This window comes from Streptomyces sp. NPDC046727 (genome assembly GCF_040645635.1).
In the GTDB taxonomy this organism is placed as follows: domain Bacteria; phylum Actinomycetota; class Actinomycetes; order Streptomycetales; family Streptomycetaceae; genus Streptomyces.
The window spans coordinates 37397-62813 of sequence record NZ_JBEYYR010000044.1 but is presented as its reverse complement, the minus strand read 5'-3'; the positions used below and the strand labels follow the sequence as shown (position 1 = coordinate 62813).

At 74.5% G+C, this 25417-nt stretch carries 28 protein-coding genes; 8 read left to right on the top strand and 20 right to left on the bottom strand.

What is annotated here, in order from left to right; all coding sequences use genetic code 11:
• Window positions 1-14 precede the first annotated feature (14 nt).
• From ABZ937_RS36715 to hypA, 3 genes are read left to right on the top strand one after another with little or no spacing between them, the layout of a single operon-like run.
• Entirely contained in the window at window positions 15-221 is a 207-nt protein-coding gene (locus ABZ937_RS36715) for a hypothetical protein (RefSeq protein WP_361698598.1), read from the top strand.
• A gap of 19 nt (window positions 222-240) precedes the next feature.
• Window positions 241-444 carry a hypothetical protein gene (locus tag ABZ937_RS36710; protein ID WP_361698596.1) on the top strand — a complete coding sequence of 68 codons (204 nt, stop codon included), beginning with the start codon at window positions 241-243 and terminating at the stop codon, window positions 442-444.
• Window positions 445-451: 7 nt separating this feature from the next.
• Window positions 452-793 (top strand): hydrogenase maturation nickel metallochaperone HypA, encoded by a 342-nt coding sequence (gene hypA, locus ABZ937_RS36705; RefSeq protein WP_361698594.1) that lies wholly within the window; start codon window positions 452-454, stop codon window positions 791-793.
• A gap of 50 nt (window positions 794-843) precedes the next feature.
• Here hypA and hypE read toward each other — a convergent pair whose 3' ends face one another.
• The 14 genes from hypE to ABZ937_RS36635 form a co-directional block, all read right to left on the bottom strand.
• Window positions 844-1923, bottom strand: coding sequence for a hydrogenase expression/formation protein HypE (hypE, locus tag ABZ937_RS36700; RefSeq protein WP_361698592.1), 1080 nt, complete (start codon window positions 1921-1923; stop codon window positions 844-846).
• On the bottom strand, window positions 1916-3058 hold the full coding sequence (gene hypD, locus ABZ937_RS36695) for a hydrogenase formation protein HypD (RefSeq protein WP_361698590.1): 1143 nt from the start codon (window positions 3056-3058) through the stop codon (window positions 1916-1918). Before hypD ends, hypE begins: the two co-directional genes overlap by 8 nt.
• Window positions 3055-3345 (bottom strand): HypC/HybG/HupF family hydrogenase formation chaperone, encoded by a 291-nt coding sequence (locus ABZ937_RS36690; protein WP_361698588.1) that lies wholly within the window; start codon window positions 3343-3345, stop codon window positions 3055-3057. Before ABZ937_RS36690 ends, hypD begins: the two co-directional genes overlap by 4 nt.
• Before the next feature lie 3 nt (window positions 3346-3348).
• Entirely contained in the window at window positions 3349-5700 is a 2352-nt protein-coding gene (gene hypF / locus ABZ937_RS36685; RefSeq protein ID WP_361698586.1) for a carbamoyltransferase HypF, read from the bottom strand.
• Window positions 5697-6422: a hydrogenase nickel incorporation protein HypB gene (gene hypB, locus ABZ937_RS36680; protein WP_361698584.1), complete on the bottom strand. Its 726-nt coding sequence runs from the start codon at window positions 6420-6422 to the stop codon at window positions 5697-5699. Before hypB ends, hypF begins: the two co-directional genes overlap by 4 nt.
• Window positions 6423-6497: 75 nt before the next feature.
• Complete coding sequence (locus tag ABZ937_RS36675; RefSeq protein WP_361698582.1) at window positions 6498-7061, bottom strand: hydrogenase maturation protease; 564 nt, start codon at window positions 7059-7061, stop codon at window positions 6498-6500.
• Window positions 7058-8761, bottom strand: coding sequence for a hydrogenase maturation protein (locus ABZ937_RS36670; protein ID WP_361698580.1), 1704 nt, complete (start codon window positions 8759-8761; stop codon window positions 7058-7060). The genes ABZ937_RS36675 and ABZ937_RS36670 overlap by 4 nt, the downstream gene beginning before the upstream one ends.
• Window positions 8762-8827: 66 nt before the next feature.
• Window positions 8828-9196, bottom strand: a complete 369-nt coding sequence (locus ABZ937_RS36665) for a hypothetical protein (RefSeq protein WP_361698578.1) — start codon at window positions 9194-9196, stop codon at window positions 8828-8830.
• A 91-nt stretch (window positions 9197-9287) separates the two neighbouring features.
• Window positions 9288-9815, bottom strand: coding sequence for a hypothetical protein (locus ABZ937_RS36660; RefSeq protein ID WP_361698576.1), 528 nt, complete (start codon window positions 9813-9815; stop codon window positions 9288-9290).
• Between the two features lie 273 nt (window positions 9816-10088).
• On the bottom strand, window positions 10089-11603 hold the full coding sequence (locus tag ABZ937_RS36655) for an AMP-binding protein (RefSeq protein WP_361698574.1): 1515 nt from the start codon (window positions 11601-11603) through the stop codon (window positions 10089-10091).
• 153 nt (window positions 11604-11756) lie between these two features.
• Window positions 11757-12164, bottom strand: a complete 408-nt coding sequence (locus ABZ937_RS36650) for a nuclear transport factor 2 family protein (protein ID WP_361698572.1) — start codon at window positions 12162-12164, stop codon at window positions 11757-11759.
• Between the two features lie 95 nt (window positions 12165-12259).
• Window positions 12260-12811, bottom strand: coding sequence for a PP2C family protein-serine/threonine phosphatase (locus ABZ937_RS36645; RefSeq protein ID WP_361698570.1), 552 nt, complete (start codon window positions 12809-12811; stop codon window positions 12260-12262).
• Window positions 12778-13413 (bottom strand): GAF domain-containing protein, encoded by a 636-nt coding sequence (locus tag ABZ937_RS36640; protein ID WP_361698568.1) that lies wholly within the window; start codon window positions 13411-13413, stop codon window positions 12778-12780. The genes ABZ937_RS36645 and ABZ937_RS36640 overlap by 34 nt, the downstream gene beginning before the upstream one ends.
• Window positions 13414-13474: 61 nt before the next feature.
• Window positions 13475-14743: an FAD-dependent oxidoreductase gene (locus ABZ937_RS36635; RefSeq protein ID WP_361698566.1), complete on the bottom strand. Its 1269-nt coding sequence runs from the start codon at window positions 14741-14743 to the stop codon at window positions 13475-13477.
• A 185-nt stretch (window positions 14744-14928) separates the two neighbouring features.
• On the opposite strand from ABZ937_RS36635, the gene ABZ937_RS36630 reads away from it, so the two are divergent.
• The 3 genes from ABZ937_RS36630 to ABZ937_RS36620 all read left to right on the top strand — a co-directional run bounded on the left by ABZ937_RS36630 (window position 14929) and on the right by ABZ937_RS36620 (window position 17391).
• Entirely contained in the window at window positions 14929-15351 is a 423-nt protein-coding gene (locus ABZ937_RS36630) for a DUF2267 domain-containing protein (protein WP_361698565.1), read from the top strand.
• A gap of 162 nt (window positions 15352-15513) precedes the next feature.
• Window positions 15514-16008, top strand: a complete 495-nt coding sequence (locus ABZ937_RS36625) for an ANTAR domain-containing protein (protein WP_361698564.1) — start codon at window positions 15514-15516, stop codon at window positions 16006-16008.
• 213 nt (window positions 16009-16221) lie between these two features.
• Entirely contained in the window at window positions 16222-17391 is a 1170-nt protein-coding gene (locus ABZ937_RS36620) for an AI-2E family transporter (RefSeq protein WP_361698563.1), read from the top strand.
• Window positions 17392-17427: 36 nt separating this feature from the next.
• Here ABZ937_RS36620 and ABZ937_RS36615 read toward each other — a convergent pair whose 3' ends face one another.
• Window positions 17428-17985, bottom strand: coding sequence for a TetR family transcriptional regulator C-terminal domain-containing protein (locus ABZ937_RS36615; protein ID WP_361698561.1), 558 nt, complete (start codon window positions 17983-17985; stop codon window positions 17428-17430).
• A 91-nt stretch (window positions 17986-18076) separates the two neighbouring features.
• Here ABZ937_RS36615 and ABZ937_RS36610 point away from each other — a divergent pair, with 91 nt between their 5' ends.
• Window positions 18077-19249 carry an FAD-dependent monooxygenase gene (locus tag ABZ937_RS36610; RefSeq protein ID WP_361698559.1) on the top strand — a complete coding sequence of 391 codons (1173 nt, stop codon included), beginning with the start codon at window positions 18077-18079 and terminating at the stop codon, window positions 19247-19249.
• A 100-nt stretch (window positions 19250-19349) separates the two neighbouring features.
• Here ABZ937_RS36610 and ABZ937_RS36605 read toward each other — a convergent pair whose 3' ends face one another.
• Window positions 19350-19748 (bottom strand): metalloregulator ArsR/SmtB family transcription factor, encoded by a 399-nt coding sequence (locus ABZ937_RS36605; protein ID WP_361698557.1) that lies wholly within the window; start codon window positions 19746-19748, stop codon window positions 19350-19352.
• 99 nt (window positions 19749-19847) lie between these two features.
• Here ABZ937_RS36605 and ABZ937_RS36600 point away from each other — a divergent pair, with 99 nt between their 5' ends.
• A complete protein-coding gene (locus tag ABZ937_RS36600; RefSeq protein ID WP_361698555.1) occupies window positions 19848-21905 on the top strand; it encodes a heavy metal translocating P-type ATPase in 2058 nt (685 codons plus the stop codon).
• Window positions 21906-22061: 156 nt separating this feature from the next.
• Here the strand turns inward: ABZ937_RS36600 and ABZ937_RS36595 are convergent, their stop codons facing one another.
• The 4 genes from ABZ937_RS36595 to ABZ937_RS36580 all read right to left on the bottom strand — a co-directional run bounded on the left by ABZ937_RS36595 (window position 22062) and on the right by ABZ937_RS36580 (window position 25132).
• A complete protein-coding gene (locus ABZ937_RS36595; protein WP_361698553.1) occupies window positions 22062-22730 on the bottom strand; it encodes a hypothetical protein in 669 nt (222 codons plus the stop codon).
• Between the two features lie 47 nt (window positions 22731-22777).
• A complete protein-coding gene (locus ABZ937_RS36590; protein WP_361698551.1) occupies window positions 22778-23293 on the bottom strand; it encodes a molybdenum cofactor biosysynthesis protein in 516 nt (171 codons plus the stop codon).
• Window positions 23294-23619: 326 nt separating this feature from the next.
• Window positions 23620-24795 (bottom strand): PP2C family protein-serine/threonine phosphatase, encoded by a 1176-nt coding sequence (locus ABZ937_RS36585; RefSeq protein ID WP_361698549.1) that lies wholly within the window; start codon window positions 24793-24795, stop codon window positions 23620-23622.
• 142 nt (window positions 24796-24937) lie between these two features.
• A complete protein-coding gene (locus tag ABZ937_RS36580; RefSeq protein ID WP_361698547.1) occupies window positions 24938-25132 on the bottom strand; it encodes a hypothetical protein in 195 nt (64 codons plus the stop codon).
• Between the last annotated feature and the right edge of the window lie 285 nt (window positions 25133-25417).

The window sequence follows — 25417 nt, the reverse complement described above, 5'->3', positions numbered from 1 at the left end:
GAAGGAGATCGGACATGGGGACCATCCGAGTGGGCCGCCCCCAGGCCAAGCCCGACACGCCCAGCCATGTGCGCGGACTGCACCAGGGCAACAAGGGCCCCTACAAGCACCAGCCCGGACACCACAAGGACGGCAGCTCCGACGCGCGCCGCTCCACCGGTATCCACTGGAAGCGGCATGACGCCCTGGTGAAGGACATGCCGAACATCTCGCCGGGATGAGAGAGCAGGAAGTGACGCCATGAACGTGAGCGTGAACGTGGGCATGAGGAGAAGAAGGACCGCGCGGCCGGGAGTCTCGGGACGGCAGCTGCTCGTGGCCCAGGCCGCGGTGGTCGGCAGCCTCGTCGCGGCCCTGTTCGTCAAGGAGTTCCCGGGCATCGTCCGCGAGCTGCGCATCTACCGGATGACCGGGGGCCTGCGCGCGAACCGCCGGTATCCGTGAGCCCGGCGTGCACGAGCTGTCGATCGCGACCGCGATCGTGGAGCGGGCCGGGGAGATCGCCCGGGCGGACGGCGCCGACCGGGTCGCGGCGGTGACCGTACGGGTCGGGGAGCTGGCGGGTGTGGTGCCGGACGCGCTGCACTTCGCCTTCGAGGTGGCCCGCGACGGTACGGCCCTCGCGGCGGCCCGGCTCCGGGTCGAGCGGGTGCCCGCCCAGGCGTGGTGCGGGGAGTGCGCCGAGGAGTTCGCGGTCGGCATGCCGCCGTTCTTCTGGTGCCCGCGCTGTGACCGGCCGTCGCAGGAGCTGCGCAGCGGACGCGAACTGGAGATCACCGGCGTCGAGACGTGATGCGCATGGACCGCGTGACCGGCCCTGGACCGGTCACGCGGTGCATGCGATCAGCAGATGCGCGGCAGTTGCTCCCCCAGCGGCAGGTCGAGCACCCGGGTGCCGCCGAGGCCGGTGGCGACGACCACCATGCCCGGATGGTCCGCCACGCACTCCCCGATGCGGGCGGCGCCGGTGCCTTGCGGGTGCGCGCGCATCGCCGTGAGGACGGCCTCGGCGTGCTGCGGGGGCACGAACGCGACGAGCCGGCCCTCGTTCGCGACGTACAGCGGGTCCAGGCCGAGGAAGCCGCAGGCGTTCGCGACCTCGTCCGGGACCGGGACGGCGCGCTCGCGCAGCCGTACGCCGGTGCCGGAGGCGCGGGCGATCTCGTTCAGGGACGCGCCGAGCCCGCCCCGGGTGGGGTCGCGCAGCACATGGATGTCCGGGGTGACCGCGAGCATGGCCGCCACCAGGTCCGCGAGGGGCGCGGTGTCGGAGGTGATCTCGACGCCGAACTCCAGGCCCTCCCGCACGCTCATGACGGCGACCCCGTGCCGGCCGATCGGCCCGCTGACGAGGACGGCGTCGCCTGGCCGGGCGCGCTGCGGGCGGATGTCGACTCCGTCGGGGACGAGGCCGACGCCGGCGGTGGTGACGTAGACGCCGTCGCCGTGCCCGGACTCGACCACCTTGGTGTCGCCGGTGGCCACGGTGACCCCGGCCGCCTCGGCCGCCGCGCCGACGGCGCGCGCCACGCGTTCCACGACGGCGAGTTCGACGCCCTCCTCCAGGATGAAGGCGGTGGACAGGAAGGCGGGCCGGGCGCCGCTCATCGCGAGGTCGTTGACGGTGCCGTTGACCGCGAGGTCGCCGAGGCTGCCGCCGGGGAAGAACAGCGGGCGTACGACGTAGGAGTCGGTGGAGAAGGCGAGCCGGGCGCCGCCGAGGTCGAGGACGGCGGAGTCGGTGAGCGCGGCCAGGGTGGGGTTGCCGTAGGCGGGGGCGAAGACCTGCTCGATCAGCTCCGCCGAGAGGGCGCCGCCTCCCCCGTGGCCCATGACGACGACGGGCTGGTCGCGCAGGGTTGCGGGGCAGGTCCAGTTCGCGGGGTCGACCGGGGCCGCATCGGTGGTGACGAGGTCAGCCAACGGGGTTCATCTCCTCCTGCGGGATGCGGGATCCCTGGTCTGCCGGGGTGTTCATCCGGCGGTACAGGTAGTAGGCGGCGCAGGCGCCCTCGCTGGAGACCATGGTGGCGCCGAGCGGGGTGCGCGGGGTGCAGGCCGTGCCGAAGGCCGCGCACTCGACGGGTTTGATCAGCCCCTGCAGGACTTCGCCGGCGCGGCACACGGCGGGTTCCTCGGTGCGGATGCCGGTGACGTCGAAGCGGTGCTCGGCGTCGTACGCGCGGAAGGCGTCGCTGAGCCGCCAGCCGCTGTCCGGGATGCGGCCGATGCCCCGCCAGTTGCGGTCGGTGACCTCGAAGACCTCCTCGATCATCCGGACGGCGGCCGGGTTGCCCTGGTCGCGTACGGCGCGGGGGTAGGCGTTCTCCACCCGGTGCTCGCCGCGCTCCAGCTGGTGGACGGCGCGGCGGATGCCTTCGAGGATGTCGAGCGGCTCGAAGCCGGTGACGACGATCGGGACGCGGTGCTTGTCGGCGAGGTCCGGGTACTCGGCGGTGCCCATCACGCTGCACACGTGCCCGGCGGCGAGGAAGCCCTGCACCCGGCAGTCGGGGGCGGTCATGATGGCCTCGATGGCCGGCGGGACCCGGACGTGGGACACCAGCAGGCTGAAGTTGGCCAGGCCCAGGCGGCGGGCCTGGTGGACGGCCATGGCGTTGGCGGGGGCGGTCGTCTCGAAGCCGATGGCGAAGAACACGACCTGCCGGTCGGGGTGTGCGCGGGCGAGGTCCACGGCGTCCAGCGGCGAGTAGACGACCCGTACGTCACCGCCCTCGCTCTTGACCCGGAACAGGTCCCGGCCGGTGCCGGGCACGCGCAGCATGTCCCCGAAGGAGCAGAAGATCACCCCGGGGCGGGCGGCGATCTCCAGGGCCTTGTCGATGACGTCGAGGGGTGTCACGCACACCGGGCAGCCCGGGCCGTGGATCAACTCGACCTCTTCCGGGAGGAGTTGGTCGATGCCGTGCCGGATGATGGAGTGGGTCTGGCCGCCGCAGACCTCCATCAGCGCCCAGGGCCGGGTGGCCGTGGCGCGGATCTCGTCCAGCAGCCGCCGGGCCAGATCGGGGTCGTTGAACTCGTCGATGTACTTCACCGGGCCTCGCTCCCGCTCTCCTGCCGTGCCGCCTGTTCCCAGGCGTCGCCGAACTCCTCCTCCAGCAGCCCCAGTTGCCCGAACAGCTCCAGCGACGCGCGGGCCGACTCCTCGTCCAGGCGTTGCAGCGCGAAGCCGACGTGGACGATGACGTACTCGCCCACCCGGACGTCGGGCAGGTACTCCAGGCAGGCCTGTTTGCGTACGCCGCCGAAGTCGATCAGGCCGGTGAGCGGGTCGGCTTGGTGGTCGATGGACACGACCTTGCCGGGCACTGCCAGACACATGGGTCACTCCGTCTCGTGGTGGACTGTGGTTCCCGCGACCATCAGCTGGCCGAGTGCCAGGCCGCCGTCGTTCGGGGGGACTTCGCCGTGCCGGAGGACCGTGAAGCCGGCGGTGGCGAGCAGTGCGGCGGCCTCCTCCTCCAGCAGGGCGTTGGCGAAGACACCGCCGGTGAGGGCGACGGCGGTGAGGCCGGTCTCCTCCCGCGCCCGGCAGCAGACGTGTGCCACGGCCCGGGCGACGCCCCGGTGGAAGCGGGCGGCCAGGACGGGTACGGGGGTGTGGCGGGCCTGGTCGTGCAGCAGTGCGCGGAGCAGGGGTGCCGGGTCGATGTCCCGTCCGCCGGGGGTGTACCCGAACGGGTACGCCACCTCGTCCGCGTCCCTCGCCTCCGTCGCCGCCGCCTCCAGCTCCAGCGCCGCCTGCGCCTCGTACCCGGCGCGGTGGCACAGCCCGACGAGGGACGACACCGCGTCGAAGAGCCGGCCCATGCTGGAGGTCTGCACGCAGGCCAACCGGCGCGTCAACTGTCGTCGCAGTACGGTGAGTTCGGTCTCGGTGCAGGCCTTGACGCTCGGCAGCTCCGGTCCCCACGGGAGCCCCGCCGCCCACAGCCGGGCCAGGGCCAGCCGGCAGGGGTTGGCGACGCCGGCGTCGCCGCCGGGCAGCGGGGCGGGGGTCAGGCGGGCGAGGCGCCGGTAGCCGGCGTAGTCGGCGAGCAGGATCTCGCCGCCCCAGACCGTGCCGTCGTCGCCGAATCCGGTGCCGTCGAAGGCGACGCCGATCACGGGCCGGCTGCCGTCGAGGCCGTGTTCGGCCATCGCGGCGGCGATGTGGGCGTGGTGGTGCTGGACCAGCACCGGTGCGGGTGCCCCGAGTCGGGCGGCTCTGCTGTGCGCCCGGCGCGTCGAGTGGTAGCCGGGGTGGCGGTCGGCGGCCACCAGCCGGGGGGTGACTCCGGTGAGGCGGGTGAGGTGCTGTTCGGCGCGGTCGGCGGCTTCGAGGGTGGCCAGGTCGCCCATGTCGCCGATGTGCGGCCCGAACCAGGCGTGGTCGGCCTCGCCGAGGCACAGGGCGTTCTTCAGGTCGCCGCCGGCGGCGAGCGTGGGGCGGACCGGGAGCGGGAGGCGCAGGGGGCGGGGGACGTAGCCGCGGGAGCGCCGCAGGACCTGTTCGGTGCCGTCGGGGCGGACGCGCAGCAGGGAGTCGTCGCACGGGCAGGCGATGGGCCGGTCGTGGCCGAGCCAGGCGTCGGCGAGTCCGGCCAGCCGGACGCGTGCCTCGGTGTCGTCGGTGACGATGGGCTCGCCGGAGCGGTTTCCGCTGGTCATGACCAGGAGCCGGAGGCCGGGCGGATCGCCGGGCAGCCCGAACAGCAGGGTGTGCACGGGGGTGTAGGGCAGCAGCACGCCGACGTGCGGGCTGCCCGGGCAGACCGGGTCGGCGAGGCGGAGGCCGTCCGTGCGCTCCCGTCTGCGCAGCAGGACGATGGGGCGCCGGGCGCTGGTGAGCGCGGCCCGTTCGGCGGCGGAGAGGTGTGCGATCCGCTCGGCCGTGGCGAGGTCGGCGCACATCACGGCGAAGGCCTTGCCGCCCCGCTCCTTGCGGCTGCGCAGCGTGGCGACGGCCCGGGCGTCGGTCGCGTCGCAGGCCAGGTGGTAGCCGCCGACGCCCTTGACGGCGACGATCCGCCCGGCGGTGAGCAGCGCGCGTGCCGTGGCGAGGGCCTCCGCGTCCCGGGCCGGGCGGACGCCGAGGCCCGCCGCGGGGGTCAGGGTGAGGCGCGGGCCGCAGTCGGGGCAGGCGACGGGCTGGGCGTGGAAGCGCCGGTCGGCCGGGTCGCCGTACTCGCGGGCGCAGGCGGGGCACATCGGGAAGCCGGCCATGGTGGTGGCCGGCCGGTCGTACGGCATCCCGGTGGCGATGGTGAAGCGGGGGCCGCAGTGGGTGCAGGTGACGAAGGGGTGGCGGTGCCGGCGGTCGCCGGGGTCGGCCAGTTCGCGCAGGCAGTCGGCGCAGGTGGCGGTGTCGGGCGGGAGGTGGGTGCGGCCCGGGGACCGCTCGGTGGGCCGGATGGTGAACGGGCCGGTGGCACCGGTGGCGGGGACGTCCTCGCAGCCGACGCCGGTCACGGTCGCCAGCGGGGGCGGCTGCTCGGTCAGCCGGTCGGCGAACCGGTCGACCTCGCCGGCGGGCCCCTCGACCTCGATGAGCACGCCGTCCGCGGTGTTGCTCACGAACCCGGCCAGCGCGTGCCCGGCGGCCAGGCGGTGCACATAGGGCCGGAAGCCGACGCCCTGCACCGTGCCGCGGACGGTGATCCGGCGGCGGACCGGGCCGGTGGCGGGCGCGGTCACGCGACGGGGGCGGACACGGGGTGGTCGTGGCTGTGCGGGCGCGGGCCGAGCGGCGGGCGGTGCGGCGAATCTCCGTCGCGGGCGGCGAGGACGCGGTCGAGGAGCGTGCCGACGCCGGTGCCGGTGCGGGCGCACGACCGTACGATCTCCACGCCCGGGTTGACCTGGTGCACGTTCTCGTGGAAGAGGCTCTCGTCGAAGCCGGCCGGCCCGGCGAGGTCGGTCTTGGTGATCACGACCAGATGGGCGGAGCCGAACGCGGTCGGGTACTTCAGCGGCTTGTCCTCGCCCTCGGTGACCGCCATCAGCACGATCCGCAGGGTCTCCCCGAGGTCGTACGCGGCCGGGCAGACCAGGTTGCCGACGTTCTCCACGAAGAGGACGGAGGTGTCCGGCGGCAGCCAGTCCTTGAGCCGGGTGCGGAGCTGACGGGCCTCCAGATGGCACAGTCCGTCGGTGAGCAGCTGCTGGACGGGCGCCCCGGACCGCGCCAGCCGGGCGGCGTCGTTCTCGGTGGCCAGGTCCGCGGTGAGCGCGGCCACCGGCACGCCCCGCTCGCCGGCGCGGGCCAGCACCCGGGCGAGGAGTTCGGTCTTGCCGCTGCCCGGGCTGGACAACAGGTTCACCAGGGTCACGCCCTGCCGGGCGAGGTCGTCGCGCAGGCTCGCGGCCAGGTCGTCGTTCTTCGCCAGGACGGCCTGTTTGACGTCGGACCGGCACATGGGCACTGCTCCTCGGATGCGGTGGCGGAGCCCGGGTCGCATCCCGTGCGGCCCGGGGTCTCACCGATCTTCGGCTCAGGCGGGCGCCGTTTTGGGCAGCGCAGCCGAGTGGGGTGCTCCGGATTCCATCGGGCGGCCCAACGGGGGCAGCGGCCCGGTGGGGTCGGCGAGCAGGGCGGGGACGAGCCGGTGCAGCGCGTCCACGGCCCGATCGACGGCGTCCCGCACGGGTGCGCTGAGTCCCGGCAGGAGGTCGTCGCCGCTCGGCAGTACGGCGGGTTCGCAGGCGAGGACGAGGACCCGGGGCAGCGGTTCGTCGCCCAGGTGCGTGGCCAGGGCCAGCACCTTCGCCGGGTCCATGCCGTGGGCTTCGGGCGGGACGGATCCGTCGGGGGGTTCGGCCTCGATCAGGGAGAGGGTGCCGGGGCGGTGCCCGCGCGGGGCCGCGTCGACCAGGACGGCGACGGGGTAGCCGGACAGCAGGTCGTAGGCGAGGTCCAGGCCGCGGATGCCGTAGTCGTGGACCCGTGCCCCGGGCGGCAGCGGGCGGTGTTCGAGGGCGCAGATCACCTCGGGGCCGAAGGAGTCGTCGGCGAGGAAGATGTTGCCGACGCCGGCCACCAGGAGCCGCGCCGTCACCGCACGTCTCCGGGGGCGAGGGGCCGCGGCGAGCCGCCCGGGGTCTTGCGGACGAAGGCCGAGCGCAGGGCGTGGTAGGGGGCTTCGGGGTCGAAGAAGAGGGCGTGCATGCGGGCCAGTTCGGCCTCGCGGTAGCGGGCGAGGGGTTTCTCCCGCTCGTCCGCCGCGCGGGCCGCCGCCTTGGCGGCGATCCGCCGGTCCAGGTCGGGGGCGGCGGCGAGTTCGGCGGCGAGCCGCGCCACCTCGGCGGGGAACTCCCGGGGTGCGGCCGGTACGAGCCGGTCCACGAGGCCGAGCCGCTCGGCGGTCGCGGCGCTGACCGGCAGCGCCTCGGTGGTGAGCCGGCCGGCCCGCTCCGGGCCGACGCGGCGCGGCAGGGTGTACGTCCAGAACTCGGAGCCGTACAGGCCCATGCGCCGGTAGTGCGGGTTGAGGACGACGCCCGTGCGGCACCACACCTGGTCGGCGGCGAGGGCGAGCATGGCACCGCCGGCCGCGGCGTTGCCGGCGAGCGCGGCCACCACCAGCCGGTCGGTGGTGCGCAGCACGGCCTCCACGAGGTCGTCGATGGCGTTGAGGTTGGCCCAGGACTCCTGGGCCGGGTCGGGGGCGGCTTCGACGACGTTCAGGTGGATGCCGTTGGAGAAGAAGTCGCGGGTTCCGCCGAGGACGAGGACGCGGGTGGGGCGGGTGAGCGCCTCCGTGTAGGCGGCGAGCAGTCTGCGGCACTGGTCGGTGCTCATCGCGCCGCCCGGGAAGGAGAAGCCGAGGAAGCCGACGTCGCCGTGCTGCCGGTAGCGGATGTCGGTCCAGGTGTGCCGGCCGGGCGGGAGTTCCAGCGGGGCGGGGTCCTCCGGGAGCGAGAGGCCTGGCTGGTACGCGGCGAGCACCGAGGCGGCCGGCCGGCGGAAGGGCGCCGGGTCGCCGGAGTTGCGGCGGGGGCGGAGTTCCGGGATCCAGACCGCGCCGTCCCGGGTGGCCCGGCAGACGGCGCCCGCGCGCTGGGCCAGCAGTGCGCCGGGGCGGCCGCGCAGCCGGTCCTCGGGATGGCCGCCGTGCAGGAACACCTCGTGACCGAGGAGTTCGTCCAGGACGCCCGGCTGCGAGTCGGCGCCGCGGAGCCTGCGCAGGACCGTCTCGGTGTCGTCCCGCTCCCAGTCGATCCGCCGCCGCTCCTGCCGGAAGAAGTCACGCCAGACGACGGTGACCGACTCGTCGGTCTGCGGGAGCGGCTTGTGGGAGCCGTCCGCGTAGCGCCGTACGGCTGTCAGGACGGCGGTGACGGCGGCGTCGGAGACCTCGTTGCGGTAGAGGTCGCTCTTGCCGACGGGTGGCACGGGGAACGGCTCGGCCGCCCAGATCGCGCCGGCGTCCATCGCCGCCTCGGCCTGGAGCACGGTCACGCCCCACCGCGCCGCCCGGCCGGAGATCGCCCAGTCCAGCGAGGACGGGCCGCGGTCGCCCGGCGGCCCGGGGTGCACGATCAGGCAGGTGTGCTCCCGCCACACGTCCTCGGGCAGGGCCGTCCTGAGCATCGGCGCGACGATCAGGTCCGGGCGGACCTCGTGCACGGCGGCCCGTACGGGGTCGGGGCCGTGCGCGGCGAGCACGACGTCCACCCGGTGGCCGTGGTCCGACAGTTCAGCGTAGAGGCGCTGGGAGAGGCTGTTGAACGCGCTGGCGACGAGCAGAATGTTCATGTCATGGCATGGTCGTCGTTCGGCGGGGTGCCGGGAAGAACCGCCGCGGCGTTTCGCCCGCCCCGGTCAGGTCTCTTCCTCCATCCGGATCGCGTTGCGCAGATCCTCGAACGCCCGGCCCCGCTCGTCCCGGTGCACCTCCAGCAGGGCCGCGGCGATCGCGTCGAGCTTGCGCTGGATCGCGTGCTCGGCGCGCATCTCGGCGTTCTTCAGCAGCGCCAGGAGCAGCAGGGTGACCGCCGTCATGGACTCGCCGGCGAGCAGCAGCAGCTCGAGCCGCAGATGGGCGACGTGGGCGGCGACGAAGAAGGCGACGAGCAGCAGGCAGAAGAGGAAGAACAGCGGCGAGCTGGTGAAGTTCGAGGCGTACTCGGCGAACTGCTCGAACCGGCCGCGGCGGGCCCCGCCACGGTGGACGGGATTCTTGAAGGTCATGCCCGAGCCTTTCCCACGGCGGGGCGGCCACGGCCACCGGGCGCCGCCCGGATGTCGTACCGGGCGGGCTCCGGGGTGCGCCGTTCGGGTGTCAGGCCGCGAGGGAGCTGCCGGGGCTGAGGCGGTCGATGAGCTGGTCGAGGTGCAGTTCGGCCACCGGGGCCAGCAGGTCGGGGTGGCGGAGCAGGGCCGCGGCGCGGCGGTCGCCGTCGTCGGGGGTGAGCAGCCGGCGGAACTCGACCGGCGCGGCCACGGTGTGCTCGCCGTCGGCGAGTGCGGCGACAGCCAGGCCAGCCAGCTCGGCGTCGGTGAGCAGGGCGGCGGCCCAGCTGGCCACGACCTCGTCCACCCAGGTGCGCCACGCCCACTCCTCGGCGGGGTGGTCGGCGGAGGGCTCCGCGCCGGTGATCCAGTCGAGCCGGGCCGCGCCCCCGGGACCCGCCACGGTGACCAGGCCCGCGTCGATCTCGGTGGGGTACCGCAGCCAGGCGGCGACCGTCACCGCCTGCCGGGCCTGCGCCTCGCACAGCGCGGAGGCCAGCGCGCCGCCGCACGGCGGGTAGGCGGCCGTGAGCCAGCGCGCCGTCGCGGCGATCAGGGGGGACAGGTCAGTGAGCACAGCCGGGCCGTCCGAGGTGCGAGAGGGGTACAGGAGCTCGACGCAACGGTAGCCGGGCATCCGGCACGGCCGGGAGAGGGTGCGAACCAGGTCATATGTGACCTCACCCACGCCTGCCGTCGGCAGGGACCGCGGCGGGCGCCTGGCGCCCGGCGAGGGCGACGGCCTGATCGTCGTCCTCCTCTCGTCACTACCCTCGTCGTCCCCCTCTCGTCACTGCCTTCGCCGTACTCCTCTCGTCACCGCCTGGGCCTGACTGATGCGCCGCCCGGCTCAGCCGTTGCGGCGGCTGTCGGGGCCCGGCGGCGAGGCCGCCGCCATGGCCCGCAGCCGTCGCTTGTCCGGCTTGCCGGAGGCCGCCAGCGGGATGTGGTCCACCCAGTGCACCGCGGCGGGCCGGTGGGCCTCGGCCAGCGCGTCGGCCACGAGGCGGCATGCTTCGGCGGCGATCCGGTCGCTGGGCGCATGGCCCGCCGCGGGCTGGAGGAAGGCATGGATCTCCTCGCCGGTGACGGCGCTCTCGCGGCCGACCACCGCGGCCTGGGCCACGGCCGGATGCCGGGCCAGAGCGGCCTCGACGGGCCCGCAGTAGATGTTGTCGCCGTCCACGATGATCATGTCCTTGATCCGGTCGACCAGATAGAGGTACCCGTCCTCGTCGCGGCGCCCGATGTCGCCGGTGCGCAGCCAGCCGTCCCGCAGCGCCTGTGCGTCCAGGTCGGGGCGGTGCCAGTAGCCGGCCATCATGGCCGGCGAGCGCATCCACACCTCACCGGCCCGCCCGGGAGGCACGTCCCGCCCGTCCTCGTCGCGCAGGGAGAGCCGTACGCCGGGCACCGGCCGCCCGGCGGAGGCCAGCAGGTGCGGCTTGTCGCGGAGGGCGGCGGCGTGGTCGGCGGGGGACAACCGGGAGATCACCGCCGCCTCGTTCGTCCCGTAGCCCTGCCGGAAGTCGGTGCCGTACACGCGCAGGGCCTCGCGGAGGCGGTCGGGGAGGATCCCCGAGCTGCCGTAGGACACCGACATCAGCCCGGGGATCCCGTCGGCGGTGGCGGGGTGGTCGAGCAGCCGGTACAGCATCGGCGCCAGCAGATAGGTGGTCACCGGGGCCAGGCGGGCGCAGGCCGCGGCGAACTCCGGCGGGTCGAACGAGTCGAGGATCTCCACCCGTCCCCCGCCGGCCAGGTGCTCCAGGCATCGGCCGGCGGCCCGCTGGGCCAGGGAGGTCACCGAGACGAAGACGGGCTCGACGCCCTCGTGACGGCGGGTCCAGCCCGCGCGCACGCGCATGGCGGCGAAGGTGGACATCACGCCCTTCGGCCGGCCGGTCGTGCCGCTCGTGTAGGTGACCCGGGCGATGTCCTCCTCCCGCGCCGCCACCGGCACCGGATCGCCCGGCAGGCGCGCGGCCGAGCGCAGCAGCTCTTCGAGGCCGACCCGGCGTGCTCCCGTGTCGGGGACGGGGGTGTCGGCCACCACCAGCGCCGGCCGACAGTCGGTCAGGATGTGCGCCAGGTCGTGGGTGGACGGTTCGATCACCACCTGGGTCAGCCGGGCTCCGAGCACATGCGCCGCCAGTCGGACCAGCAGCGTCTCGGGGCGGTTGCCGGTGACGCACGCCAGCCCGACGGCGCGCTCGACACCCAGCTCGCGCAGCGCCCTGGCCAGCCTCCACACCTGTTCCAGCGCATGTCCGAAGGTGAGCACCCGGGCCCCGGAGCCGATCGCCGGCCGGCCGGCGTGGTCGTGGAAGGCGTCGACGAGATCGGTGACATAGGCAGCGGGCACGGGGACTCCCTCGCGGGCTTCGTCGGGGCGGCCCCACGGGCACACATCACCATGGGCTTCCGCTCCCGGCCGATCAAGCCGCCGACGGGGTGACCCGCGGTCGCGCGTTCAGGGAGCCACGCGGTTCGCCGGCGGGCCGGATCGGCGGGTCCGTCAGGTCGCCCACCGCGGCGCGAAGTAGTCGCGGAGCCTGGCGATCTTCCCGTCACGGATGCGGAAGATCTGGACCAGCGAGATCGTCGCGTCCTCTCCGGCCCCGTCGAAGACGACGTCGATCTCGGCGACGAACACGTCGGGGTCGGAGGTGGTGTGCAGCACGTACCCGGTCTTCTGCGGATTCGGCGCTCCGCCGCCCTTCGCGTTCCGCTGGTAGTACGCGGCCATCTCCCGGCGGATCTCCTCGCGCCCCTCCAGCCGCCGGGGGAAGACGGTGCCGGCCGGCACGAGCGGTGCCTCGAACACGCCGTCCTCGGTGAACATCTCGGCCAGGGCATCGGCATTCCCGGTCAACGTACCGGCGTGGACATAGCTCTCGAAGATTTCCTGCGGCGACCTGGACACGTCGGCCTCCCTCGACGCGGGCACGGGAGGACCACTTCATCACAGGGCTGCCGCGCCGGTGGCGGTTTCGGCGAAGGGGCCGGCCCGGGCGGTGTTCAGTCCCGCGTGCCGTGCGCGTGGCCGCGGCGGTCCCGCAGCCGGGCGGCCAGTACGGCGACGTCGTCCTCGGCCTGGTGGGCGGCCGGCCGGGCGAGCACGGTGTCGAGGACCTCCTCGACACCCGAGGCGTTCCCGAAGGCGACCCGGGTCAGCCGGTCCAGGGACTGGTCGATGTCTTCCCCGCGGCGTTCGACGAGCCCGTCGGTGAACAGCATCAGGGTCTGGCGGGGTCCAGCCGGTACGTCGCCGGTTCGTAGCCGCCCAGTCCGGTGCCGAGCGGCGGGCCGACCGGCACGGACAGCAGGGAGGTGGCCCGCTCCGTCGATCACGGCCGGCGGCAGATGGCCGGCGCCGGCCATCGTCACCTGCCCGCGATCGGGGTCGATCTGCGCGATGAGGCAGGTGGCGGGCCGGCGGTCCGGCTCCCGGGAGGCCATGTCGTCCAGCTGGCGCGGCACCCGGTGCGGTGGCAGGTCGGAGGAGGCGATGTAGCGCAGGGAGGCGCGGTAGGCGGTCATGTCGACGGCGGCCTCCAGGCCGTGCCCCATGACGTCGCCGACGACCAGCAGGGTGCGGCCGAAGTGCAGCCGGACGGTCTCGCACCAGTCGCCGCCAGTGCGCTCTCCCCGACGGGCAGGTAGCGGATGGCGACGTCCACGTTCGGGTGCGGCCGGCCCGGTTCGGCGAGCAGGGCCCGTTGCATCGTGCCGATGATGCTGCTCACCGCGTTGTGCTCGCGGGCGTGCCGGATGTGGGAGGCGGCGCGTTCGGCGAGGGATACCAGGAGATCCGCCTCGGCGCGGGTGAAGGGCGCCTCCGCGCGGACGCACACCAGCGTGCCGTAGGCGTGTCCGCCGGTGGCCAGCGGCACCGACAGGACGGTCCGGGTGCCACGGGTGGCCCGGGCGACGGGCCTGCTCTCCCCCGGGTCCCCGTACTCGCGTGCCGCTGCCTCGGCCTGCCGGGCCTCGGGCTGCAGGTCCGGGTTCCCGCTGACGGCCGCGTACTCCGGGCCGGCGGCGCGGCCGGCGCGCAGCACCGCCGCCGCACCGCCCGCCTGCGCGACGGCCGCTCTGGTCAGATCGGCGCAGGTCGTGCCCTCGTCGAGGGTCGTGCCGATCCCGGCCGCCGCGGTACGCGACGCGACCACCCCCAGGGCCTTCCCATGACCACGTCAATCCTGTGCTCGCGCGGGAAGCCGGTGCGTACGGCTATGACCGCTCGGCGCGCGGGGTGACCGGATCCTGTCGCCGGACGGCCTCGGCGGGCGGACGTTCCCGGAGGGCGCCGTACCCGATGAAGTAGGCGGGAAGGCGGCGCAGCCAGGGTGAGCCGGCGGCCAGGCCGGCGACGCGCCGGGCCCGCTCCGCGCTGCCCAGCGGTGGCCGACCGCGCAGCACCGGAGCGATGAAGCGGGCGTGGGCCGTGCGCTGGAGCGCCTGGGTGGCGACCGTGGTGGGACGCCGGCGGCGCTGCACCCCGCGTACGTCGCGCAGGCGCACGGTCCCGCGGCGCAGCGGCCCGATCAGATGGCGGGCGGCGGCCACGGCGTCCTGCACGGCGAGGTTGATCCCGATGCCGAAGACCGGGGACATGGCGTGCGCGGCGTCGCCGATGCACAGCAGCCCGGGGCGGTGCCAGCGGCGCAGGCGGTCCAGGTGGACGTCGAGCAGCTTGACGTCGTCCCAGGACCGCAGGGCGTGCGTACGGCCGGCGAGCCAGGGGACGGCGGTGGTGTAGGCGGCGAGGAAGCGGTCGAGTCCGGCGGCGCGGCGCTCGGCGTCGGTGCCCTTGGGGATGAGCGCGGCGCACTGCCAGTAGTCGCCCCGGTCGATCATCGCGGTCAGGAAGCCGTCGCCGGCGCCGCCGACGAGCCCGGACGGGTCGCCTTCGTGGCGCGGCAGGCGGAACCACCAGGCGTCCATGGGGCAGCTGAAGCGGTGCAGGCGCAGTTCCGGCCGGGAGCGGGCCAGTGATCCGCGGCCGTCGCAGGCGACGGTGAGGACGGCGCGCAGCTCGCCGGTGCGGCCGTCGGAGGTGCGGTAGCGCACCCCGGTCACCCGCCCGGACTCGATCAGGAAGGAGGTCGCTTCCGTGTTCATGCGCAGCTGGAAGGACGGCTCGCGCCGGGCCTCGTCGGCGAGCAGGTCCAGCAGGTCCCACTGGGGCACCATCGCCACATAGTTGTGGGGTCCCGGCAGCACGGAGAGGTCCCCGACGGTGACCGGCGAGCGGCCGGGTCCCAGGGGCAGCTGGACGGTGCGGACCCGGCGCTGCGGCAGTCGCGCGAAGCGCTCGGCGAGGCCCAGGTCGTCCAGCAGCGCCAGGGTCGACGGGTGGACCGTGTCACCGCGGAAGTCCCGCAGGAAATCGGCGTGTTTCTCCAGCACCGTCACCGCGATCCCGGCCCGGGCGAGCAGCAGGGCGAGCACCATGCCCGCGGGGCCGCCGCCCACGACACAGCACGTGGTCTTTTCCATGGCGGTTCTGCCCTTCTCGATCGAGAGCAGTAATTCATCGTGTGATGAATACGATACTCCTCCCGGCCGTCGTGCGGTACCGCCCGGGGACGGTGACCGGGAGCGCGTGCGGGGTACCCGACGGGTGCCGCTGCGCCCGCCGGACGGGCGCGCCGTCGGCACTTCGTGCGGAAGGGACCGGTCTCATGCGGCACGACGAGATGATCGGAAAGGTGCAGGCGCTGGCCCAGCTGCCCGACCGGGGGACGGCCGAGCGGGCCGCGCACGCGGTCGTGAGCACGCTGTCGGAGCGGCTGCCGGCCGGGCTGGCCCGGCATGTGGCGGCCCAGTTGCCGCCGGACATGGCGGCGGCCATGCGGGAGGCGGCCGAAGCGTCCCCCGGCCCTGACTCCGGCACGGCGGGCGAACGGTTCGGGCTGACCGCGTTCGCCGGACGGATCGCCGCCCGGGCCGGCACCGACGAGAACACGGCGCTGCGGGACGCCGCCGCCGTACTGGAGGTGCTGGACGCCGCCCTCGCCCCCGAGCTGACCGAGCGGATGGCAGGGGCGCTGCCCGCGGACATCCGCGAGCTGCTGCCGGTGGGCCGCGCGGTCCGGGAGATCTGAGGGTCCGGGCGACGCCGGGGACGGGTGTTCGGGAGGGGGGCGGCGCCGCACCGCAGGGGGCCGCACAGCGTGACCCGGGTCCGCGATGCTGCTTCAATGCGAGTGCAAGCGCCCTCCGGGGGCAGGCGGAGCAGTGACGCCCCCCACCCGAAAAGGTGCTCCATGACCTTCTTCGCCCTCTCCCGGAAGCAGCCGCTGGCCCTGCTCTCGGTCACCGACCTCGCGTCGGAGTACGACCGGCTGCAGGACGAGAACCGGCAACTCCGGCGCGCTGTGACCTCCCATGCCGTGATCGACCAGGCCATCGGCGCCGTTGTCGTCCTCGGGCGGTTGGCCCCGGAAGAGGCATGGCGGGCGCTGCGGGACGTCTCCCAGCGCACGAACGTCAAGCTGCGGACGGTCGCCGCGCACATCCTGGCCTACGCGCAGGGCGGCACGCTGCCCGAGCCGGAGCGGAACGAACTCGCGAAGGCGATCATCCGCTACCGCCGGTGCGGGGAGACGCCCTCCGTGCTCAGCGGCGACGACCCGCCCGCGCCGGCCGGCGGTGCCGGGAGCGACGGGCCGGCGAACGCCGCAACACCCACCGGTCCTCGACCAGGTCAAGGCCGTACAGCAGCACCCCGAGGGCCGGGAGCAGCAGAACCGCGACGATGATCACTGCGGGTTCCCCCTCTCTGCCGGGAACACGTCGGCGAGTGCCCCGGGCTTGGTGCGTCCACTCACGCCGGCTGTGAATGTCCTGTGCGCGCATGGAGTCGCGCGGCGGCGTGCGGGTGCGTTGGACGCGCCCCTTGCGCGCCGTGTGCTTACGGTGCTGTGGAGGTGACCGGCCGTCAGCCGGGCGGTGCAGAGAAGGCGGGAGCGGTGGTGGGCGATGCGCGCCGGGCGGCGGACAGGAGGGGTGGCGGGCGCCGGGCCCCGGGGACGGTGCTGGGCAGCCGCCCGGCGTACTCCGTGCGGCCTGCCCCGCCCCGCCCGGAGCGGGTGGTGCCGGCGGCGGAGCGGACGGTGCCGTGGCTGCGGGTCGCCGCGGCCTACTCCTGGCGGCTCATCCTCGTCGGTGTCGCCGTCTACGGCGTGTTCATCGTCCTCGGCAGCTTCCAGCTCATCGCCGTGGCGCTGTTCCTCGCGCTGGTGGTGACGTCCGTGCTGCGCCCGCTGACCGATCTGCTGAGCCGGTTCCTGCCGCGTCCGCTGAGCGTGGCCGTGGCGCTGGTGGGCAGTGTGCTGCTCATGCTCGCCCTGCTCGCACTGGTGGGCAGCCTGGTGGCGGCGGAATCGGCCGGACTGGCGAACGAGTTCCGCGGCGGTGTCCGCCGTATCGAGGACTGGCTGCGACGGCCGCCGTTCCGGCTCGGTCCCGGGGCGCTCTCCGAGTTGCAGCGCCAGGTGACGAAGTACGTCTCCGAGCACCGGGCGGCGCTGCTCAGCAGCGCGGTCAACGAGCTGGGCCGGGTGGTGGAGCTGGTCACGGGTGGCGCGCTGGCCCTGTTCGCCTCGGTCTTCTTCCTGCATTCGGGCGAGCGCCTGTGGGGCTGGGTGCGCGACCAGCTGCTGCCGAGCGCCGCCCGCCCGGTGTGGGACCGGGCGGGGCGGGCTGCCTGGCGGACGTTCTCGGGGTACACGCGCGGCATCATCATCGTGGCGGCAACCAACGCCGTGCTCGTGGGCGTGGCCCTGCTCGTGCTGCGGGTGCCGCTCGCGCTGCCGTTGACGCTGCTGGAGTTCTTCGCCGCGTTCGTGCCGCTGGTGGGCTCACCGGTGGCGCTCGGGGTGGCCACGGTCGTCGCGCTCGCCGGGCGGGGTCCGCTGACGGCGGCGGCTGTGCTGGTGCTGATCGTGATGATCGGCCAGTTGGAGGGGCATGTGCTGCACCCGCTGGTGATGAGCTGGGCGGTCCGGCTGCATCCGCTCGTCGTGGCTGTGTCGGTCATCGCGGGCAGCATCGTCGCGGGGGTGATCGGCGCCGTCGTGGCGGTCCCCCTGGTCTCGGTCGTCTGGGCGGTACTGAGCGCCCTGCGCACGGTGCCACCCTGATGCGGCGGTGACCGCTCTGGCCCCCTCGGCCGCCGCTCAGCGCAGCGCGGCGGCGACCAGCCCCCGGATCTCCTCCTGCTGGACGCTCCCGCCGTTCACCAGCCGGTCGAAGACCAGCCCGTCCACGCAGGTCAGCAAGGTCACGGTGCGGTCCTCCGGGTCCGCCACCCCCTGCGCGGCGAGGAAGGCGCGGACCACCCGCCGTCCTTCGTTCTCGCGGGGTACGAGGATCTCGCGCAGCTCGGGGTGGTGCGCGGTCTCGACGGCGCAGGCGTAGCGCGCGAGGGACCGCTGGCGGCCCTCCCCGGTGAGCCGTGCCCCGACCAGCGCGGCGATGCCCGCCGTCAGTTCGTCCGCGGTCCGCGGCACGGGCGTGCGGGCTCCGGTGTCCTCCAGCTCCGCCTGGTCGAGCGCCACCAGGCGCCGGACCAGCGCGGTGAGCAGGGCCTGGCGGGTGCGGTAGTACGCGGACGTGGTGCCCGGCGGCAGCTGGGCCGCCCGGTCCACGGCGCGGTGCGTCAGCCCGCGCATGCCGGTGTCGGCGAGGACGGCGATCGCCGTGTCGGCGAGCAGAGTACGTCGGTCGGTGGCCACCCCCTCTTTCTACACCCGCCTTCTACATCCGTAGAACACGGCGGTAGGGTGCTTCTACAGATGTAGAAACCCGAGGACGGAGGGGGCCGGCATGGGTGGTACGGCGGTGGTGGTCGGGGGCGGTATCGGCGGGCTGGCCGCGGCCCTGGGGCTGCGCCGGATCGGCTGGGAGGTCCGGGTGGTGGAGCGGGCCGCCGTACTGGCCGACGCGGGCGCGGGCATCTCCCTGCACGCCAACGGGCTGCGCGCGCTGGACTCCGTCGGCGTTGGCGCGGCGGTCCGGGCGGCGGCGCGTCCGCAGTACACCGGCGGGACGCGCACCCCCGCGGGCCGGTGGCTGGCGCGCATGGACGGCACCCTGCTGGAACGCGAGCTGGGCGCGCCCATCGTCGGCATCCCGCGCGCGGACCTGCACCGTCTGCTGCGCGCGGCGCTGCCCGCGGAGTGCCTCCTCGTCGGCGCGACCGTGGACACGCTCGACCTGTCGGCTCCCGACCGGGTGGGCGTGCCCGTGGGGGACGACGTGCTGGACGCGGACCTGGTCGTCGCGGCGGACGGGGTGCGCAGCCGGCTGCGCGGCTTGCTGTTCCCGGACCGTCCCGGCCCGGTGTACGCCGGCTCGACGGTCCTGCGCGCCATCACCGAACGCCCGTTGGAGGTGGCCACCGACTTCGAGCTGACCTGGGGCCGGGGAGCGGAGTTCGGGCACATCGCCTTCGCCGACGGCCGCGCCGAGTGGCACGCGGTGCTCACCGCACCGCCCGGCGTCCGCCACGCCGACCCGCTCGGCATGCTGCGCCACCGCTTCCGCGACTGGCACGAGCCGATCCCCGCGCTGCTGGCCGCCACCCGGCCCGAGGCCGTGCTGCACCACGACATCCACGAACTGGCCACACCCCTGCCGTCGTTCACGGCCGGACGGGTGGCGCTCCTGGGCGACGCGGCGCACGCCATGACGCCGCATCTGGGTCAGGGCGCCTGCCAGGCCCTGGAGGACGCGGCCACGCTGGCCGCCGCGCTCGCCACGGAACCCTCGGTCGGCGCGGCACTGGCCAGGTACGACGCCGAGCGCCGCCCCCGGGCCCAGTCGGTCGCCCGCGCCGCCCGGCAGGCCGGCCGGCTGGGCCAGCAGCTGTCCCATCCGCTGGCCGTCGCCCTGCGGAACACCGGTCTGCGGCTCGCTCCGTCCCGGGCGTCGCTGCGGGCGATCCTGCGGCACGCCGACTGGGCGCCTCCGACTCTGACGGGACCGAGCGGGGCCTAGGAACCGCCGAGGGCCGCGCCGCCGTCGCCGAATGGAAGGGCCGGAAGAGGCACACGTCGAGACAGACACGTGCGGCCGCGCCCATGGGTGACGGGCAGGCCTAGTGAGCGGTGCCGGACGGCAGTTCCTCGGGTTGTCCGGCGTCCGCGCCGTCGCTCAGGCCGAGCCTCAGGTGTTCGATGTGGTAGACGGCCTGGTCGAGGAGCTCGGCGACATGACCGTCGTACAGGGCGTAGATCACCGAGCGGCCCTGGCGACGGCCGACGACCAGGCCGAGGTTGCGCAGTAGCCGCAACTGGTGCGAGCACGCGGACTGTTCCATGCCGACCTCGGCGGCGAGTTCGGTCGCCGCGCACGGCCCTTCGCGCAGCCGGGCGAGGATCAGGAGCCGGGACGGGGTGGCGAGGGCCTGGAGCGTGGTCGCCACACGTGTGGCACTGTCCGCGTCCAGGCGTGTACGAGGAACCGCCGTCCGCGCGGGAGTTGCTCCATGACCCATGGCAGTCATCATACAGACGACACTTGAAGACTTCTTCATATGTACCTGTATGGTGACCTCGTTGTCCCGTCGTCCGCCCCGCCGAAGGGTTCCTTCGCCATGCCCTCCGTCCTGACCGACCGCCCGCTGCCCACCGGGGCCGCCCGCGCCGAACCCGTCGCTCCCCGGCGCCGCACCCGGGTCTTCGCCCTGTCCGAGGCCCGCTGGGCAGCAGCGGCCACGGTGCTGTTCCTGCTCGCCCTCGCCCTCCAGCTCACCGGAGCGCCCGGCTGGTCCTGGGGCGTGCCGTACGCGCTCGCCTACGCGGCCGGCGGCTGGGAACCGGCGTGGGCGGGTCTGCGGGCGCTGGCGGAGCGGACGCTGGACGTCGATCTGCTGATGGTCGTGGCGGCGCTGGGGGCCGCGGCCGTCGGCCAGGTGATGGACGGGGCGCTGCTGATCGTCATCTTCGCCACCTCCGGCGCGCTGGAGGCGCTGGCCACCGCCCGGACCGCCGACTCGGTGCGCGGCCTGCTCGACCTCGCGCCCGCCACGGCGGCCCGGCTGCGCTCCGACGGCACGGAGGAGACGGTCGCACCGGCGGACCTCGCCGTCGGCGACACGGTCCTGGTACGGCCCGGGGAGCGGATCGGTGCCGACGGCCGGGTGCTGGAGGGGACCAGCGAGGTCGACCAGGCCACCATCACCGGGGAGCCGCTGCCTGTCGCCAAGGAGCCCGGCGACGAGGTGTTCGCCGGCACCCTCAACGGCACCGGCGCGCTGCGTGTGCGGGTCGGCCGGGACGCCGCCGACTCGGTGATCGCCCGGATCGTGCGCATGGTGCAGGAGGCGTCCGAGACCAAGGCGCCGACCCAGCTCTTCATCGAGAAGGTCGAGCAGCGCTACTCGCTCGGCATGGTCGCCGCGACACTCGCCGTGTTCGCGGTGCCGCTCGCCGTCGGAGCGACGCTGACCGGGTCGCTGCTGCGGGCCATGACCTTCATGATCGTCGCCTCGCCGTGCGCGGTCGTGCTGGCGACCATGCCCCCGCTGTTGTCGGCGATCGCCAACGCCGGCCGGCACGGAGTGCTGGTGAAGTCGGCCGTGGTGATGGAACGCCTCGGCCAGGTGGACGCGGTGGCGCTGGACAAGACGGGCACGCTGACCGAGGGCACCCCACGGGTGACGGACGTCGTACCGCTGCCCGGTGCCGGCCTCACGGAGCGGGAGCTGCTCACGCTCGCGGCGGCGGCCGAGCACCCGAGCGAGCACCCCCTGGCCCGGGCCGTGGTGGACGCCGCCCGCACCCAGGGCTGCACCGTCCCCACCGCCCGGGACTTCAGCTCCGCACCGGGCGTCGGCGTCACCGCCATGGTCGGGGGGCGTTCGGTCGCGGTGGGCGCGCCGACGCGGCTGCCGGCCGGTCCCGCGGCGCCGGTGCTCGCCGGGCGGGCCGGCTCCGCCGCCACGACAGCCCCGATCGTCACCGCGCCGGGCAGCCCCGCCGCTCCCGCTGCCGTCGTCGCGGAACTCGAAGCCGACGGCCGTACCGCCGTGCTGGTCCGTGTGGACGGCGTTCCGGTCGGCGTGCTCGGGATCGCCGACCGGCTGCGGCCGGACGCCGCCGCGACCGTCGACGCCCTCACCGCGCTCACCGGAGACCGCCCGACGCTGCTGACGGGCGACAACCCGCGGGCCGCCGCCCGGCTCGCCGACGAGGTCGGCGTCCGCGACGTCCGGGCCGGGCTGTTGCCCGAGGACAAGGTGGCTGCCGTGCGCGAGCGGCAGAAGGCCGGCCGCCGGGTGCTGGTGGTCGGGGACGGCGTCAACGACGCGCCCGCGCTGGCCGCCGCGCACACCGGCATCGCGATGGGCCGCGCCGGTTCCGACCTGGCCCTGGAGACGGCCGACGCGGTCGTCGTGCGGGACGAGCTGGCGGCGGTGCCCGCCGTCGTGGCGCTCTCCCGGCGCGCCCGCCGCCTGGTCGTGCAGAACCTCGTCGTCGCGGCGGTGTTCATCTCCGGCCTGGTCGTCTGGGACCTCGCGGGCACCCTGCCGCTGCCCCTCGGCGTCCTCGGCCACGAGGGCTCCACGGTCCTCGTCGGCCTCAACGGCCTGCGGCTGCTGCGCGAGGCCGCCTGGGCCGAGGCGGGGCGGACGGGCAGGGACCGCACCTGACCGGACGCGGGGGCGCGCAACGCGAGGCCGTGACGGAACCGCGCGCCGGGCCAGGTCGCCATCGCCCGCCGCGCCCGCCGCCCGCGCCGGGACCCGCCCGGCACCACGACCGACGAACCCGACGCCCCCACCCCGGACACACGGGTGCGATCCCGGTCAGTCGACCGTGGCGCCGGCGAGCACCGCCTCGACGTCCTGCGCGACCGCCGGGTCCGCCGCTCCGGTGCTGAGGCCGAGAAGGAACGAGGTGCGTTCGCCGTGGATCGTCACCACGGTCATCTCCAGCCTCGCTGGGCCGTCCTCGCCCTTGATCCGCACGACGGCCGTGTGCGCCGGCTGGCCGTCCACGATGGTGTCGCGCGACTCCGCCAGGGTGGCGGGCTGGTCGGGGAAGAAGAACTCGGCGTTCGAGCGGGCCACCGACTCCGTCATCCGGCCCAGGTCGGCGCGGGGCACGGTCTGCCCGGCGCGGCCCGCGAGCACGGTACCGCCCGTCCCGGTGTCCCCGGCGGAAGAGAAGTTGCTGATCCGCGAGGAGAACGCGCCGATCAGCTTCTTGTCCTCGGCCGCGTCGTGCTTCCAGCCCTCGGGAACCGCGTAGGAGAGGCCGGCGTGGCTGTCGGTGACCCGGGGGCGGCCCGCGAGCGGACCCGGGTCCCCGCCGCGCGCCCACCGGACGGCCGCCGCCGCGCCCGCGACGACGAGCAGCACCGCGACGAGCCCGGCCACCACCCACCGCCGGGACCGGGCCCGCGCGGGCTGTGGCGCCTGGCCGGAGTGGGGCTGGGACGGGTATGTCGTCGAGGAGGGCATCGGCGTTGTCATGCCCTCAGCCTTCCGAGTCCTGGGCTACGGCGCCTGAGTCGTCGTACTCATGCGCCGTGCGTCTGGTCCCCAGGTGCGCGCACCCCGAACACGGCGGGGCCCACGGAGAGGACGCCGTCGGTCAGGGGCCGGCAGCGCACTCCCCCGCCGCCGCGCAGGGCACGCTGGGCGCCGGGGCCGAGGGTGGTGTCCATCCAGGCGCACGGCCGGGCGGCTCTGCGGACCTCCAGTTCGACCGGGCCGGTGCCGCAGTCGAGGAAGACCGTCGCGCCGATGTGGTCGTCGATGTCGATCCCGCGCAGCAGGACGTTGCGCCGGGTCCGGAGCAGGTCGGCCGGGTACGGCCCCGGCTGCGGCAGCCGCTCCGCCGCCATGAGGGTGATCGAGGCGTTGCGGTGGGCGGGCTGGTTGAAGTACCGGTCCCCGACGATGCCGAGGCCCGCGCGCACCTCGGCCGTCGTCACCAGTTCACCGGGCGGCAGCTCGGGCAGGCCGTCGCCGGGCCGGCCGGCGAGCCGGTGCACCGGGGACACCAGCAACTGAAGTATCTCGACACGCACCACGCGTCGAGCCTAGTTCCTTCGTAACGCGGCGCGGCGGTGCTGGTATAGATGGGGGGCGGGCCCTGTGGCAGGCACGACGGGCCGGCGGGCCGGACGAGGCGCCGGCGGAGGTGCGGGCGGTGTCGCTCCGCCGGGCCTGCTGGCACGGCCTGGTCACCAACGTCGCCGATCCGAAGGCCGGCGTGTTCGCCGTCTCGTACCTGCCGCAGTTCGTGCCGCGGGGTGCTCCCGTCCTGCCGGCCCTGCTCGCCTTCACGGTGATCTGGGCCGTGATCGGCTTCGTCCGGTGCGTGCCGCTGGTCCAGCTGGCCGGACGGGTGGGCGGCTCAACGCTCGGGCCGCCACTCGACCATCAGGATCGTCGCGTCGTCCCGGAGCCGGCTGTCCTGGGAGTCCAGCAGGGAGTGGATCAGGCGTCTGAGCGTCTCGGGCGCGATCTCGCCGGTGGCGGTGGCCCGGATGACGTAGTCCGCGAAACGTTCGAGGCCGAGCAGCCGGCCGTCGGCCATCCGGGCCTCGGTGACGCCGTCGGTGTAGAGCAGCACCCGGTCCCCCGGATGGAGGCGCGTCTCGTGCACCCGGCGGTCCCGCGCGGAGAGCAGGGAGCGCAGGCCCATGGGCGGGTCTGCCTCGCGGGCCAGCGCGTCGACGACCAGTTGCTGGTCGCGGATGAGAAGCGGGGCCGGGTGGCCGCAGTTGCACCATTGCAGCACGCCGCTGCTGACGTCGAGCTGGGCGAGGATCCCGGTGCAGAACTGGTCCGGCAGCCACTGGCCGAGCGCCTGGTCCACGCCGTCCACGCAGCAGCGCAGGTCGGCGTCGCTGCGCCGGGCGTTCCGGGCGGCCGCCAGGGCGACCGCGCTGGTCAGCCCGGACAGCAGGTTGTGCCCCATCGCGTCCAGGACGACGGCGTGCAGGGCGGTGCTGGTCAGGGAGTGGTCGAAGGCGTCGCCGCCGATGTCGTAGGCGGGTTCGAGGACGGCCGTGGAGACGACGTGTCCGTTGCCGATGGTGCGCGGCGGCAGGAAGGCCCGCAGCATCTCGGCGGGCAGCCGCATCGTCTCGGTACGGGTCCGCCGGACGAAGGAGTCCTTGTAGGCCCGCTTCGAGGTGATCATCATCGCGAGGAGGGCAGCCAGCGCCCGGCCCTGCCGCAGGGACTCCGCGGTGATCGACTGGGCGTGGACGGCGAGGGCGCCGAGCCGTTCGGCACCGTCGAGCAGCGGGAACCACGCCGTCATCCCGTCCCGCTCGGACTCCTCCACGCGCAGGGACTGCGTGCGGTAGCACCAGCCGGCGAGCGATTCGTCGATGGGCAGGTTCGCGGTCACGTCGGTCAGCGGCACGAGATACCGTTGCTGCAGGTCAGCGAGGTACACCACCGCATGTCTGAGGCCCAGCGACTTGGCACAGTGGGCGACGGCGGTCGACAGGTCCAGCGTGCAGTTCGCGGGATCGGCGAGGAACTCCTCCAGCGGCGCCCCGTTCGGTTCTGCCGTCACCTCTCCATCACCACCCAGGGGTCGTGCTCCCAGCAGTCCCCGCCCCCCTACCCGGCCAAGCCCACCCGGGCCGCTCGGCACCTGAGTACCCCCCTGAGACCGGTTGACCACCCGCGCTCAGGTCCGGCCCGCCCGGGACTCGTCACGTCGCGGGTGCGGGAGGGGCCGGGGTGGAGCGGGGGCCGTAGCGGCGCAGCAGCCACAGCACCGAGCCCACCGCGGTCGCCCAGACCAGGTTGACCACGGCCGCGCCGAGGGCGGGGAAACAGGACGGCGCGAGCGGGGGCAGCAGCACCTTGGCGAACAGCAGCAGCACCGCGTGCCAGGCAAGCGTCAACTCGACGGCTCCGCCCCAGGGATGGCGCAGGACGTGGGACCTTGCACCGTTCCATCACGCGTTCCGTCACGGAGGGAGGGTAGCCACGACGGCCCGGCGCGCGGAGCGCCTTCTCAGCGGGTTTCCGGCGACTTTTCGCCACCTTCCGGACAGCCTCTCGGTAGCGGCCCGGCGGCTTTTCGGCTCAGGCGGGGGACGAGCCGCGCGTCATGGCCGCAGACCCTCGCCACCTTGTAGTTACACGTGTAACATCCTCGCTGCGCCGACGGTCCACGCACCGTCGGC

Coding starts and splice junctions, on each gene's coding strand:
- ABZ937_RS36645 (WP_361698570.1), bottom strand. CDS start 12,811: ATGGGGCACGGCCTGGAGGCCGCCGTCGACATGACCGCCTACCGCGCC.
- ABZ937_RS36710 (WP_361698596.1), top strand. CDS start 241: ATGAACGTGAGCGTGAACGTGGGCATGAGGAGAAGAAGGACCGCGCGG.
- ABZ937_RS36690 (WP_361698588.1), bottom strand. CDS start 3,345: ATGTGTCTGGCAGTGCCCGGCAAGGTCGTGTCCATCGACCACCAAGCC.
- ABZ937_RS36630 (WP_361698565.1), top strand. CDS start 14,929: ATGCGGCACGACGAGATGATCGGAAAGGTGCAGGCGCTGGCCCAGCTG.
- hypB (WP_361698584.1), bottom strand. CDS start 6,422: ATGTGCCGGTCCGACGTCAAACAGGCCGTCCTGGCGAAGAACGACGAC.
- ABZ937_RS36665 (WP_361698578.1), bottom strand. CDS start 9,196: ATGACCTTCAAGAATCCCGTCCACCGTGGCGGGGCCCGCCGCGGCCGG.
- ABZ937_RS36625 (WP_361698564.1), top strand. CDS start 15,514: ATGACCTTCTTCGCCCTCTCCCGGAAGCAGCCGCTGGCCCTGCTCTCG.
- ABZ937_RS36670 (WP_361698580.1), bottom strand. CDS start 8,761: ATGAACATTCTGCTCGTCGCCAGCGCGTTCAACAGCCTCTCCCAGCGC.
- ABZ937_RS36600 (WP_361698555.1), top strand. CDS start 19,848: ATGCCCTCCGTCCTGACCGACCGCCCGCTGCCCACCGGGGCCGCCCGC.
- ABZ937_RS36605 (WP_361698557.1), bottom strand. CDS start 19,748: ATGGGTCATGGAGCAACTCCCGCGCGGACGGCGGTTCCTCGTACACGC.
- ABZ937_RS36635 (WP_361698566.1), bottom strand. CDS start 14,743: ATGGAAAAGACCACGTGCTGTGTCGTGGGCGGCGGCCCCGCGGGCATG.
- ABZ937_RS36610 (WP_361698559.1), top strand. CDS start 18,077: ATGGGTGGTACGGCGGTGGTGGTCGGGGGCGGTATCGGCGGGCTGGCC.
- ABZ937_RS36595 (WP_361698553.1), bottom strand. CDS start 22,730: ATGACAACGCCGATGCCCTCCTCGACGACATACCCGTCCCAGCCCCAC.
- ABZ937_RS36715 (WP_361698598.1), top strand. CDS start 15: ATGGGGACCATCCGAGTGGGCCGCCCCCAGGCCAAGCCCGACACGCCC.